This window comes from Sorangium sp. So ce295, from assembly GCF_051527405.1.
In the GTDB taxonomy this organism is placed as follows: domain Bacteria; phylum Myxococcota_A; class Polyangia; order Polyangiales; family Polyangiaceae; genus Sorangium; species Sorangium cellulosum_B.
The window spans coordinates 6,265,443-6,277,699 of the sequence record NZ_CP150324.1; the positions used below are offsets into that span (position 1 = coordinate 6,265,443).

Here is a 12,257-nt window from a genome sequence, read left to right on the forward strand (position 1 = left end):
CCATGTCTCCCAGAGCTCTTGGCATAGCCCTCCTCGTCGCGTTGCCTCCAGCGCTCACGCTCACGCCCCTGCCGACAGCGGACAGCCATGCGCAGGCCGGCCAGGAACGCGCCGGGGTGAGCCGCGGCGCGCTCCTGTCCGGTCCGCGCGCGGCGCATGCGGCCGTGGCCATTCAGCTCTCGCTGGACGAGCTCGTCGCCGCGGCCTCGTACGTCGTGGTCGCGACGGCGATCGAGCAGCGCAGCCAGTGGGAAGAGCTCGGCGGGGCCCGGAGGATCGTCACCTACACCCGCCTGTCGATCGACCGGACCGTGGCCGGACAGCCCGACGGCGAGGTCTGGGTCAGGACGCTCGGGGGCGTGGTCGGGGACGTCGGACAGCACGTGTCGGGCGACGCGCAGCTCGCGATCGGCGCGCAGGCGATGGTCTTCGTCTCCAAGGTGGGCTCGGCCCTGGTCGTCTCCGGGATGGCCCAGGGCCACTACCCCGTCGTCGACGGCGAGGACAAGCCGAGGGTCGCCGGCGGGGCCGGCGCGCGGCGCATCGCCGTGCGGCGGCTGGCCGCGAGCCCCGACAGCGGGACCGTCCTGCCCCGGCCGGGCCCCGCCATCTCGGCCCGCGAGCAGCTCGTCGGCGCGGCGATCGACGCGGCGATCGACACGGTGAACCAGGCATGGAAGGCGAAGCATGCGCAGAAGTGACCTCGCGCCGCGCCCCGCTGGCGCGCGCCGCCCCGCGCGCGCCCACGCCATCGCCGCAGCCTGCAGCGCGCTCGTCGCCGCGGCGCTCGCCTACCCCGGGGACGCCCTGGCCTTCTGCCGCACGAGCGTCTGTCCGCCGGAGGAGACAGCGTCGGGGAAGGCGGAGACCGCGGCGGTCTGCACGCCGCCGCAGGGCAACGACTGCGGCACCCCGCTCGCCTGGCCTTCGCCGTGCGTGAGCTACTCCCTCCAGGAGGACGCCTCGGTCCAGGTGTCGCTCCAGGAGGCGGAGGCGATCTTCGAGCAGGCGTTCGCCGCGTGGACGGAGGCCGACTGCGGCGACGGGCAGACCCCGCGCATGGAGGTCACCTACCTGGGGCCGGTCGCGTGCGACGCGCACGAGTACAACAAGCGCAAGGCGAACGCGAACATCGTCATGTTCCGGGACGACGGGTGGCCGTACGTCGACAGCGGGAACACCCTCGCGCTCACGACCGTCACCTACCACCTCAAGACCGGCGAGATCTACGACGCGGACATGGAGATCAACTCGTTGTCGCTCTCCCAGGGAGCCGACGGCGTCTCGTTCGACCTCCTGAGCATCGCCACCCACGAGGCCGGCCATTTCCTCGGGCTCTCGCACTCGATCGAGCACGACGCGACCATGTTCGCCAACTACCGCTCTTCGCTCCGCGACCTTTCCCAGGACGACCGCGACGGGATCTGCGCGGTGTACCCGCCCGGGGAGCCGATCAAGGGCTGCGACCCCACGCCGCGCCACGGCTTCTCTGCCCTGTGCGCCGCGGATCAGCCCGAGGTGAACGAGTCGGACGGCTGCGCCGCGGCCCCGCGCGGCAACGCTGGCCAGGGCGGGCGCGGCGGAGGGCTCGTCCTCGCCGCGCTCGCGCTGGTCGGCGTGGCCGCGCGGGCGAGGCGCGGCGCGGCAGCGCGGGCGGGCCGGGAGGAGGCCTGCTGAGCCAGAGCCCTCCCGTCCTGGTCGAGCGCGAAGGCGAGCTCGCCCGGCTGGTCGAGCGCGCCGGCCGCGCCGACGCGCTCGCGGTCGACGTGGAGGCCAACGGGTTGTTCGCGTACCGGCCGCGGCTCTGCACCGTCCAGCTCGCCTTTCGCGAGGGGGACGACATCGCGGTCGGGGTCGTCGACGCGCTCCGCGTGCCTGTCGCGCCGCTCGCGCGGCTCCTCGGGGCCGCGGGCCCGCCCAAGGTGCTGCACGACCTCACCTTCGACGCGCGCATGCTCGCCGAGGCGGGCGCGCCGCTCGCTGGCGCGCACGACACCTCGGTCGCCGCGCGCATGCTGGGGTGCGCGGCGACGGGGCTCGCCGCGCTGCTCCTGTCGGAGCTCGACGTGAAGGTCGACAAGCAGCTCCAGCAGCACGACTGGGGGCGCAGGCCGATCGAGGAGGCCGAGCTGCGCTACCTGGCCGACGACGTGCGCCACCTGCTCTCGCTCCGCGCGCGGCTCGCGGAGCGCAGCCGCGCCCTCGGGATCGACGAGGAGATCGAGGAGGAGTGCGCCTACAAGCTCGCGACCGCCCTCGGGCCGCCGCGCGATCCGCGGCCCGCCTACGCGCGCATCAAGGGGGCCCAGGCGCTCGATCCGCAGGGCCGGGCGATCCTGCGGCGGCTCGTGGCGGCGCGCGAGGCCGCCGCCGAGGGGGCCGACGTGCCCTCTTTCAAGATCGTCGCCAGCGAGGTGCTGCTCGAGCTCGCGCAGCGGAGGCCTGCCAGCGCAGACGACGTGCGCGCGATCCGCGGGGCCGCGGCGGGCCGCGCGGCCGGGTGCGTCGCGGCGTGGCTCCGCGCGGTCGAGCAGGGGCGCAGCGACGGCGACGTGCCCGAGGACGAGCGCGCCCTCTTCCAGCAAGCCCGCCCGCCCAGGAAGGAGCTCGCCGCGCGGCGCGCGGTGGAGACCCGGATCGCGGCGTGGCGCAGGGCCGAGGCGAAGGCGCGGAAGGTGGACGATCAGGTCGTGCTGCCCGGTCACTGCGCGCAGGAGCTCGCGGAGATCGCGCTGGCGGAGGGCCACGCCGGGGACGAGGCGATCGCCGCCGCGATCGCGCGCATCCCGGGGCTCGGCGCGGGACGGCTCGCGCGTTACGGCCGCGCGCTCGCGGCGCTCGTAGCCGCGGCGCGGCCGGGCGAGCCGCCAGCCGCCGCGAGGTAGCGCCGCGCGTCGGCTCCGCGTGTCGGCCGCGCGTCGGCTCCGCGTGTCGGCCGCGCGTCGGTTCCCTCGGTTCCGTAGGTCGGTTCCGCGCATCCGCGATCCCCTGCGCGATCTCCGACACGTGGAGCCCGCTGCGAGCGAGCGCACGTGGCGCGCGCGCCGCCCGGTCGACAGAGCCGCCGGGCGATGGAATAGCAGGGCCCATGCCCTCGACCGATCACCCCAAGGCGCCGAGGAGGCTCCGCCTCTGGCCGCCGGCGATGTGGCTCCGCGCCGCGTTCGCCTTCGCGCTCGTGTTCGGGTGCGCCCTTCTGGGAGCGAGCGCCGGAGAGCTGTCCCCTCCGCCGCCCCCGCCGTCGTCGCCGCCCGCGGCGAGCGCCGAGGTCGGCCCGGAGCCGGAGGCGACCCCGGTCGCGCCCGACTCGCCTCGAGCCTCCATGCGCAGCTTCGTCGAGCTGTGCCGCGCGGGCGACTACGCCGAGGCCGCGCGCTACCTGGACGTGCCGCCGAGGGCGAACGGCGCGGAGCTCGCGCAGAAGCTCAAGGCGGTGCTCGATCGGCACCTCTGGCTGGACGTGGAGACGCTCTCGCCGCAGCCGCAGGGGGACACGCAGGACAACCTCGGGGCCAGCGTGGAGCAGCTCGGCAAGATCCCGACGCGGACGGGGTCCCAGCCGGTGCGCCTCGTGCGGCGCACGACGCCCGACGGCGTGCGCTGGATCTTCTCGCGCGCCACGGTGGAGCGCGTCGACGAGTGGTACGCGCGGCTCGAAGATCGCTGGCTCCGCGATCACCTGCCGCCGGCGCTCCTGCGCCCCGGCCCGCGCGAGCTGCTCTGGTGGCAGTGGCTCGCGCTGCCGGTCCTCGCGCTGGTCGGCTGGCTCGTCGGCGCGGTGCTGAGCTACCTCGTCCGCGCCGTGCTCCGCCGCGTCATCGCGCAGACGGAGTCCACGCTCAACGCGGTGCTCCTCGCGGCGCGCGGTCCGTTCACGTTCGCGGCGGCGCTCCTCGTGATCACGGCCGCGCTCCCGTGGCTCGGGCTCTACCTGCCGGCCGAGGAGTTCCTCGACAAGGTGCTGCGCGCCGGCGTCTTCGTCGCCGTGTTCTGGTTCGCCCTGCGCACGATCGACGCCGTCGGCGGCCGCCTGCTCGCCGCCCCCGCGACGCGCGACAACCCCGCGGCGCGCTCGCTCGTGCCGCTCATGGGGCGGATCGCGAAGGTCTCGATCGTGATCATCGGCGTGATCGCCGTGCTCTCGGAGCTCGGCTACCCTGTGGCGAGCCTCATCGCCGGCCTCGGCATCGGCGGCGTCGCGCTGGCCCTCGCCGCGCAGAAGACGGTGGAGAACCTCTTCGGCTCGGTCGCGATCGGCATCGACCGGCCGTTCCAGGTCGGCGACTTCGTGAAGGTGGACGCGCTCCTCGGCACCGTCGAGAGCATCGGGCTCCGCTCGACGCGGATCCGCACGCTCGATCGGACCGTCGTCACGATCCCGAACGGCAAGCTGGCCGACCTCCAGATCGAGTCGTTCACGGCGCGCGACAGGATCCGCCTCGCCTGCGTGCTGGGGCTCGATCGCGACACGTCGCCCGAGCAGCTCCGCGCCATCGTGGAAGAGTGCGAGCGCGCGCTGCGGGAGCACCCGAAGATCTGGACCGAGGACGTCGTTGTGCGCTTCATCGGCGTCGGCCCCTCGTCGCTCGACGTCGAGGTGATGGCCTGGTTCCAGACGACCGACTTCGGGGAGTTCCGGGAGTTCCGGCAGGCGATGTTGATCACCTTCCTTCAGATCATCGACATGGCCGGGTCGAGGCTCGCGTACCCGACGCATACGCTGCACGTCGCGCCGCGCGGAGGGGAGCTCCCGCAGCCGGAGCGGGCCGCGGCGGGAGGTCCGGCTAACGGGCAGCGCGCGCCGCGGCGGGCGCCATCGGCTGAAGCCCCGCCTTCTCGATGAGCGCGCGGTCCTCGTCCTCACCGGGGTTCGGCGTGGTGAGCAGCCTGTCTCCGTAGAAGATCGAGTTCGCCCCCGCGTACATGCAGAGCAGCTGCGTCTCGCGCGAGAGCTCCGTCCGCCCCGCGGACAGGCGCACCATCGCGCGCGGCATCATGACCCGCGCGACCGCGATCATCCGGACGAACTCGATCGGATCGACCGGCGGGAGGCTCTCGAGCGGCGTCCCCGGCGAGCGCACGAGGGCGTTGATGGGCACGCTCTCCGGGTGGGGGTCGAGGCGCGCGAGCTCGACGAGCATCTCGCAGCGGTCGGCGATCGACTCGCCCATGCCGATGATGCCGCCCGAGCAGACGGTGATGCCCGCCCGCCGGACGTTGCGCAGGGTGACGAGCCGCTCGTCGTACGTGCGCGTCGAGATGATGGATTTGTAGGCCTTCCGCGAGGTGTCGAGGTTGTGGTTGTAGGCGTCGAGGCCGGCCTCCTTCAGGCGGCGCGCCTGGTCGTCGGTGAGCATGCCGAGCGTGCAGCACGCCTCGAGGCCGAGGGCCTTCACGCCGCGCACCATGTCGAGGACGCGCTCGAAGGCGGGGCCGTCCTTCACCTCGCGCCACGCGGCGCCCATGCAGAACCGCGTCGAGCCGCCGTCGCGGGCGCGCTCCGCGGCGGCGAGGACCGCGCCGACGTCGAGCATGCGCTCCGGCCCGACCTCGGTCTCGTAGTGGCTCGACTGCGGGCAGTAGGCGCAGTCCTCGGGGCAGCCGCCCGTCTTGACGCTGAGCAGGGTGCAGAGCTGGACCTCGTGCTCGCCGTGGAACGCGCGGTGGACCGCGCGGGCGCGGTCGATCAGCTCGAAGAGCGGGAGGTCGTGCAGGGCGACCGCCTGCTGGACGGTCCAGTCGTGGCGGGGCGCGCCCGCCGACGGGGCGTGCCCGGCCGGGCCGCCGCATCCATTCCTGTGCTCCGCCGCCTCTCGTTCGATCCCTTCGAGCATGGGCTCGCTCATAGCCGGGCTTGAGGCGCCGCCGCAAGCAAGGCGCGACAGGGAGGGATTTCCTGGCTGCCTAGCGGGTTCGCGGTCCGAGATTCTGCTCTGTTCTGGCGGTCTTGGCCCGATTGACGCCTCTAGAGCGTCGTCACCGCCTTCGCCGTCTCCTTGGCGATGGTCCCCTGCGCGACGAGCTGCCTGAGGTGCGCGTCGAAGGTCTGCATGCCGTACGGCGTGACCCCCTTCTCCATCAGCTCGCGCAGCGACGGGCTCCCCTCCGGCCGGCGGATCGCCTCGCGCACCGCGGCCGTCCCGACGAGCACCTCGGCGGCGAGGACCTCCCCCGCGCCGTCGCGGCGAGGGAGCAGGCGCTGCGCGACGATGCCCTGGAGACAGTCGGCCAGCCGGTCGCGCACCTCGCTCGGGCTCTTGCCGAGCGCGATCAGCCGCCCGAGCGCGCGCGTGACGTCCGCCGAGCTGACCGCCGCGAGCACCAGGTGCCCGGTCTCCGCGGCGTGGAGCGCGAGATCGAGCGACTCGCCGTCGCGGAGCGCGCTGATGAGCACGACGTCCGGGTCCTGCCGCAGCGCGGAGCGCAGCGCGGTCGGGAAATCCGCGGTGTCGACGCCGATCTCGCGCTGGCTCACGCTGGAGCGGTTGTCCTCGTGCACGTGCTCGATCGGATCCTCCAGGGTGACGATGTGGCGCGGCACGGTCGCGTTGATGTGCCCGACGAACGCGGCGAGGGTCGTGCTCTTGCCGCTGCCGGCCGTGCCCGCGACGAGGACGAGGCCGTGATCGTGCTCCACCATCGCCCGGACCGCCGAGGGCACGCCCAGCTCCTCGAACGTCGGGATCTTGAGCGGGATGCTCCGCAGGATGATCGCGAGCGAGCCGCGCTGGCGATAGATGTTCACGCGAAACCGGCCGAGGCCCGGGACGACGTACGCGGCGTCGAGCTCCTGGAGCGTGGCGAGCAGCTCGCGCGAAGGGCGCCCGGCGAGCAGCACCCGCGCGGCGGCCTCGCTGTCCTCGGGCCGGATCCTGTCGACGCGGAAGTAGACCATGTCGCCGCGCACCCGCGCGCCCGGCGGCTGACCGACCTTGAGGTGGATGTCGCTGGCGTGGGCGGCAAGCGCCTTGCCGAGGAGCTGATGGAGGAAGGCCTCGGAGGTGTACGGCGTCGTCACGGGGGGCAAGGTACCAAATTGGAACCCGACCGGCCCAAAGCGCGGCTGCACGAACCGAAAGCCCACAGGCGCCGCGCCGCCGCGCGGGACGGCCGCGCGGCCCGGGACCGCCGCGCGGGACGTCAGGGACGCCGCGCCGCCGGGCCTCCCGCGGCGCCCGCGACGGAGCCCTCGGGATCCAGATCTGCCGGAATACGGAGAGGATCGACGAGCCCCCGCTCGGCGAGCGCGCGCGCCGCCGAGATCGCGAGCGCGCGCTGGTCCGAGGGGAGGTCGCGCCGGCCCGCCAGCTCGACCAGGGCCGCGGCCGCGCCGCGCGCCCCGTCCGGGTCGAGCGGCTCGCGCGGGCGCGGCGGCCGCCCGGCGATCCCGAGGAGCGCCTCGAGCAGCGGCGGGAGCGACGGCCCGGACGCCGCGCGGGCGCGCTCGGCGAGCGGCCCGAGCGCCAGGTCGGCGTCATCGGCGTACGGCAGCGCCCGCAGGGCCGTGAGCGCGATGTCGCCGCCGTCGTCGAGCGCGGCGAGGAGGCCGGAGGCGCCCTCGGCCTCGGCCAGCCGGGCGCAGTCCAGCGGGTCGTCCCCCGCGGCGAGGCGCCAGCGGGGATCGGCGAGCCGAGGGCTCGGCGGGCGCGGCGCCAGGGAGGGCGAGGCGGCGGCCGAGGCGGGCGACGCAGCGTCGCGAGGGGCGCTCCCCTGCTCGCGGCGACAGCCGAGGGGCGCGAGCAGGACGAGCGCGAGGGGCGCGACGAGCGCGAGGCGCGCCGCGACAGGCCCCCTCCGCCGCGCGCGGCGGACGCCCTCGCGGCCCCTCCCCTGCTTCACGGCTGATCGAGGATCGAGAGCGACCGCTTCGTGGGCGCGTTCTCGGGCTCCTGCCGCGCGTTGTACTCGTCGACCACCCGGTTGATGTGCATCGAGCAGAACTTCGGCCCGCACATCGAGCAGAACTCCGAGGTCTTGAAGTACTCCTGGGGGAGCGTCTCGTCGTGCATCGCCTGGGCCGTCTCCGGATCGAGCGAGAGCGCGAACTGCTGCTTCCAGTCGAAGGCGTAGCGGGCGCGGCTCAGCGCGTCGTCGCGATCCCGCGCGCCCGGGCGCTTCCGCGCCACGTCCGCGGCGTGGGCCGCGATCTTGTAGGCGATGAGGCCCTGCTTGACGTCCTCGGGGTTCGGCAGGCCGAGGTGCTCCTTCGGCGTCACGTAGCAGAGCATCGCGGCGCCCGCGAAGCCGGCCATCGTGGCGCCGATGCAGCTCGTGATGTGGTCATAACCAGGCGCGAAGTCGGTGACGAGCGGGCCGAGCACGTAGAACGGCGCCTCGTGACAGAGCTCCATCTCCTTCTGCACGTTCATCGCGATCTGGTCGAACGGCACGTGCCCGGGGCCCTCGATCATCACCTGCACGTCCTTCTCCCAGGCGCGCTTCGTGAGCTCGCCGAGCGTCTTCAGCTCGGCGAACTGGGCCGCGTCGCTGGCGTCGTGGAGGCAGCCGGGGCGGAGGCCGTCGCCCGCCGAGATCGTGACGTCGTACTTGGCGCAGACCTCGAGCACCTTGTCCCAGTGGGTGTAGAACGGGTTCTGCTTGTGGTGCTCGATCATCCACTGCGCCATGATCGAGCCGCCGCGCGAGACGATGCCGGTGATCCGGCCCTTCACGAGCGGCAGGTGCTCGAGCAGCACGCCCGCGTGGATCGTGAAGTAATCGACCCCCTGCTTCGCCTGGTGCTCGAGCATGTCGATGAGGTCCGCGGCCGTCATCTTGGCGGTGCCCTTGCACGCCTCGAGCGCCTGGTAGATCGGCACCGTCCCGATCGGCACAGGGGAGTCCGCGATGATCGCGCGGCGGATGCCGTCGATGTCGCCCCCGGTCGACAGGTCCATCACCGTGTCTGCGCCGTACTTGACGGCGTAGCGCAGCTTCTCCAGCTCGCCGCTCACGTCGCTCGTGGTCTGGCTGTTGCCGATGTTCGCGTTCACCTTGCAGAGCGACGCGATGCCGATGCACATCGGCTCGAGGTTCAGGTGGTTCTTGTTCGCGGGGATGATCATCCGGCCGCGCGCGACCTCGCTGCGGATGAGCTCGGGCGAGAGCTTCTCACGGCGGGCGACGTACTCCATCTCCTCCGTGACGACGCCCTTCCTCGCGAAGTGCATCTGGCTCTGGTTCGGGCTCCCGGCGCGCTTGCTCACCCATTCGGACCGCAACATCGACGACCTCGCTTTCGAGGTGGGCGGTTTAGGTCGCGACCGCGCGCGACGCAAGCGCCGCGTCGCGCCTGGCCGCCCGACCTAGAGTCGGCGAGAGAACGCGCCTCCACCAGCGCTCGCCCAGCGCTCGCCCAGCGCTCGCCGCGAGCGCGCCGCTGTCCACGCGCGCGCCGCTGTCAGGGAGGCGGCGCTTCGGGGAGCTCGGTCATCATGCCGAGCGTCTGGGCGCCGGCGGCCTTCGCGCCGTCGAGCACCTCCACGACGGTGCCGTAGACGGCGCCGTCGTCGGCGACGACGAAGACGATCCTGTCCTGAGGCCTGCTGTAGCGCTCGAGCAGCGGCCTGAGCTTGCCCACGAGCTCGGCGCGCTCGACCGGCTCGTCGTTCACCCGCAGCTCGCCCTGCGCGCTCACCCGGACGACGAGCTGGTCGGGCGGCGGCGGGGTGTCCTGCTTGACCTGCTCGGTGTCCGGCACGCGCACGCCGATGTCCTTCTCGAGCAGCGGCGTCACGACCATGAAGATGATGAGCAGCACCAGCACGACGTCGACGAGCGGCGTCACGTTGATGTCGGAGTTCAGGGGCACCGCCGGCTTGATGACGAACTTCCTCTTCGCGCTCATCGCCGCTATCTCCCCTTCAGCTCCTCGACCGCCAGCGAGACGCTCTTCGCGCCCGACTTGCGCGCCGTCTCCATCACCCTGCGGACGTCGCCGAACGAGAGGCGCTGGTCCCCCTTGACGAGCACCTTGCGCCCCGGCTGCGCCGCGAACTCGCGCGAGAGCCGCTCGGCGAGCCCGGCGTCATCGTATCTGTCGTTCTCGACCCACACCGTCTTCTCCAGCGTCACGGAGAGGATCAGCGGGTCCACCTCCTTCTTCTCCTCGTCCACCTTCGCGGCCTGCGGCAGCTTCACGTCCTTGCCGCGCTGGAGCATCGGCGTGACGACCATGAAGATGATGAGCAGGACGAGGACGACGTCGACGAGCGGCGTGACGTTGATCTCGCTCTTGGGGCCCCTCTGCGGGCCGACACCCATCCCCATCGGAACGCTCGCTTCCCTGCTGGGCGCGTCACCGCCCGCCGCGCCGCGGGCGTGAGGCGCCGGGCGCCGCGCTCCGCGGAGAGGCGCGCGCGGTGTCGCGCGGGTCCCCTGTCAAGCAGCCTCTTCGGCGGCCGGCGCGAGGCGCCCGTCGAGCCGCTTCGCCACGACGTCGAGGAGCTCGTTCGACGACTCCGAGATGTCGATCGCCCGGGCTTCGATCCAACCCTGGAGATAGTTGTAGCCCATGACGGCCGGGATCGCGACGATCAGCCCGAAGGCGGTCGTGATGAGCGCCTCGGCGATACCCGCCGAGACGGTGCCGAGGCCGCTGGTGCCAGCGGCCGCCATCTGCTGGAACGCCGTCACGATGCCCATGACCGTCCCGAGCAGCCCGACGAACGGCGCCGTGGATCCGACCGTGGCGAGCAGGCCATAACCTCGCTTCAGGCTGAGCACCTCGCGCTGCGCCTGCCGCTCGAGCGCCCGCGAGACCGACTCGAACACGCCGTCGCGCTCGTGCCCCTGCGCAGGCAGCCGCGACGGCGTGCTCGAGGCATAAGCGGCGAGCCCGGCGCCGATGACGCGCCCGAGATAGCCGCTCTCCCCGCCCGGCTGCGCGGCGGTCCAGGCCCCCTCGAGCTCGCCTCGGGCGAGCATCGGCCCGACCCGCGCCGCGAACGCGCGGGAGGCGGCGCGCGACAGGAACGACACGACGATGCGCTCGCCCAGGACGATCAGCGACGCAACGGACATGATGGCCAGCGCGAAGACAATCAGCTTCGCGAAGAGCCCCATGTGGCCCCACAGCTCGATCAACGTGAATTGCATCGTCTCGCGCCTCCCCGGCGCCCCATGTGGCGTGATGGATCTGGCTATGCTGAAACAGCGACTCTGGACGCTGGAGCGGACTCGGCAGTACCACGGCGCGGACCTACTACGTCCCCTTCTCTACTACGTGCTCCGCCCTCGCAACAATACCGTCTCGTCTGGCCGCCTTCAGGGCATCTTCAGCCTGATGGGAATGGTGTAGTCGACGGAGACGGGGCGTCCCTGATAGATCACGGGCGTATACCGGCAGGTCGTCGTCAGCGTGTTCAGGATCGCCTCATTCATGTGCGGCAGGCCTTTGGCGATCCTGCAGCTGGTGAGCTTGCCCGCAGGAGTGATGACGCACTTGACAAGCGCGAGGCCTTCGACCCTGGCGGCGAGCGCTTCGCGCGTGAAGCTGGGCCTGCAACCTGAGACCTCTTTCGGACGCTCCATTCCGGCGCCGAACGCCAGCACCACGTTCTGCGGCGGCGCCGTGCTGCCCACCTGGCCGCCGACTTTGCCGCCCAGCTGACCGCCCATCTGCCCGCCGACCTCGCCGCCGACGGTGCCCCCCTGAACGCCGCCCTGGACTCCCCCCTCGACGCCGCCCGGCTGCTCCGGCGCATCCTCCTTGACCGGCTCCGGCTTTGGCTCTGGCTCAGGCGCCTTGGCCTTGGGCTTCTGCGGCATGTCGTAGATGGTGTCAGGCGTCTTGACGGGCTTCGGCTGCTCGACGCGCTCCACCTTCGGCGGGCGCTTCGCGCCGCCGCCCGCAGGCGGCGGTGGCGGCGGCGGAGGGGGCGGCGGCGCCGGGGCGAAAAATGTGACCTCGACGTCCTTCGGCTTCTCGGTTCGGGGGCGCGTGGCCTGCCAGAGGATGGCGCCCGCGATCGCCACGTGGGCGACGATGGAGAGCGCTGTCCCCGTCCCTAGCCGCCCCTGGGTGGCGGTAGCGCGACCGAGTACCGAGTCGAACATGAGGGGTCGTAACTCCTAGGACTCGAGCCGATCGAGGTAGAGAAGCCGCGACGTATGGAAGCGTGCGGCGCCTACCCGGAGTGTACAAGCGAGCGAGTCCTACAAAAAAGTCTATTGTCTGGCGCGATTCCTGTCTAGGGTAAGGAAGGACTCGAGGGGCATACACTTCTGGAGGGAATTCCGTGAAGTTTCTCGAAAAG

Annotated in this window: 12 protein-coding genes; 4 read left to right on the forward strand and 8 right to left on the reverse strand. The window is 72.5% G+C overall.

Going from position 1 to position 12,257, the window contains the following annotated elements:
* Positions 1-2 precede the first annotated feature (2 nt).
* The 4 genes from WMF11_RS23630 to WMF11_RS23645 all read left to right on the forward strand — a co-directional run bounded on the left by WMF11_RS23630 (position 3) and on the right by WMF11_RS23645 (position 4,843).
* Complete coding sequence (locus tag WMF11_RS23630; RefSeq protein WP_437910693.1) at positions 3-701, forward strand: hypothetical protein; 699 nt, start codon at positions 3-5, stop codon at positions 699-701.
* Entirely contained in the window at positions 688-1,677 is a 990-nt protein-coding gene (locus WMF11_RS23635) for a matrixin family metalloprotease (protein WP_437979013.1), read from the forward strand. The genes WMF11_RS23630 and WMF11_RS23635 overlap by 14 nt, the downstream gene beginning before the upstream one ends.
* A gap of 17 nt (positions 1,678-1,694) precedes the next feature.
* Complete coding sequence (locus WMF11_RS23640; RefSeq protein ID WP_437979335.1) at positions 1,695-2,885, forward strand: HRDC domain-containing protein; 1,191 nt, start codon at positions 1,695-1,697, stop codon at positions 2,883-2,885.
* Between the two features lie 203 nt (positions 2,886-3,088).
* On the forward strand, positions 3,089-4,843 hold the full coding sequence (locus WMF11_RS23645; protein ID WP_437979014.1) for a mechanosensitive ion channel family protein: 1,755 nt from the start codon (positions 3,089-3,091) through the stop codon (positions 4,841-4,843).
* Here the strand turns inward: WMF11_RS23645 and bioB are convergent.
* The 8 genes from bioB to WMF11_RS23685 form a co-directional block, all read right to left on the reverse strand.
* A complete protein-coding gene (gene bioB / locus WMF11_RS23650; RefSeq protein ID WP_437979015.1) occupies positions 4,785-5,834 on the reverse strand; it encodes a biotin synthase BioB in 1,050 nt (349 codons plus the stop codon). The genes WMF11_RS23645 and bioB overlap by 59 nt on opposite strands.
* Positions 5,835-5,965: 131 nt before the next feature.
* A complete protein-coding gene (locus WMF11_RS23655; protein ID WP_437979016.1) occupies positions 5,966-7,018 on the reverse strand; it encodes a type IV pilus twitching motility protein PilT in 1,053 nt (350 codons plus the stop codon).
* 122 nt (positions 7,019-7,140) lie between these two features.
* On the reverse strand, positions 7,141-7,839 hold the full coding sequence (locus WMF11_RS23660) for a thiamine biosynthesis protein (RefSeq protein ID WP_437979017.1): 699 nt from the start codon (positions 7,837-7,839) through the stop codon (positions 7,141-7,143).
* Positions 7,836-9,221, reverse strand: coding sequence for a phosphomethylpyrimidine synthase ThiC (gene thiC, locus WMF11_RS23665; protein ID WP_437911013.1), 1,386 nt, complete (start codon positions 9,219-9,221; stop codon positions 7,836-7,838). The genes WMF11_RS23660 and thiC overlap by 4 nt, the downstream gene beginning before the upstream one ends.
* A gap of 179 nt (positions 9,222-9,400) precedes the next feature.
* A complete protein-coding gene (locus WMF11_RS23670) occupies positions 9,401-9,847 on the reverse strand; it encodes an ExbD/TolR family protein (protein WP_437910699.1) in 447 nt (148 codons plus the stop codon).
* Positions 9,848-9,852: 5 nt separating this feature from the next.
* Entirely contained in the window at positions 9,853-10,269 is a 417-nt protein-coding gene (locus WMF11_RS23675) for an ExbD/TolR family protein (RefSeq protein ID WP_437554962.1), read from the reverse strand.
* Between the two features lie 111 nt (positions 10,270-10,380).
* Complete coding sequence (locus WMF11_RS23680; protein ID WP_437554963.1) at positions 10,381-11,097, reverse strand: MotA/TolQ/ExbB proton channel family protein; 717 nt, start codon at positions 11,095-11,097, stop codon at positions 10,381-10,383.
* Between the two features lie 168 nt (positions 11,098-11,265).
* Entirely contained in the window at positions 11,266-12,057 is a 792-nt protein-coding gene (locus tag WMF11_RS23685) for an energy transducer TonB (RefSeq protein WP_437979018.1), read from the reverse strand.
* Between the last annotated feature and the right edge of the window lie 200 nt (positions 12,058-12,257).

Excerpts from the sequence above, each read along its gene's own strand:
- WMF11_RS23630 (WP_437910693.1), top strand. The coding sequence starts at position 3 with ATGTCTCCCAGAGCTCTTGGCATAGCCCTCCTCGTCGCGTTGCCTCCA.
- WMF11_RS23635 (WP_437979013.1), top strand. The coding sequence starts at position 688 with ATGCGCAGAAGTGACCTCGCGCCGCGCCCCGCTGGCGCGCGCCGCCCC.
- WMF11_RS23645 (WP_437979014.1), top strand. The coding sequence starts at position 3,089 with ATGCCCTCGACCGATCACCCCAAGGCGCCGAGGAGGCTCCGCCTCTGG.
- bioB (WP_437979015.1), bottom strand. The coding sequence starts at position 5,834 with ATGCTCGAAGGGATCGAACGAGAGGCGGCGGAGCACAGGAATGGATGC.
- WMF11_RS23670 (WP_437910699.1), bottom strand. The coding sequence starts at position 9,847 with ATGAGCGCGAAGAGGAAGTTCGTCATCAAGCCGGCGGTGCCCCTGAAC.
- WMF11_RS23675 (WP_437554962.1), bottom strand. The coding sequence starts at position 10,269 with ATGGGGATGGGTGTCGGCCCGCAGAGGGGCCCCAAGAGCGAGATCAAC.
- WMF11_RS23680 (WP_437554963.1), bottom strand. The coding sequence starts at position 11,097 with ATGCAATTCACGTTGATCGAGCTGTGGGGCCACATGGGGCTCTTCGCG.
- WMF11_RS23685 (WP_437979018.1), bottom strand. The coding sequence starts at position 12,057 with ATGTTCGACTCGGTACTCGGTCGCGCTACCGCCACCCAGGGGCGGCTA.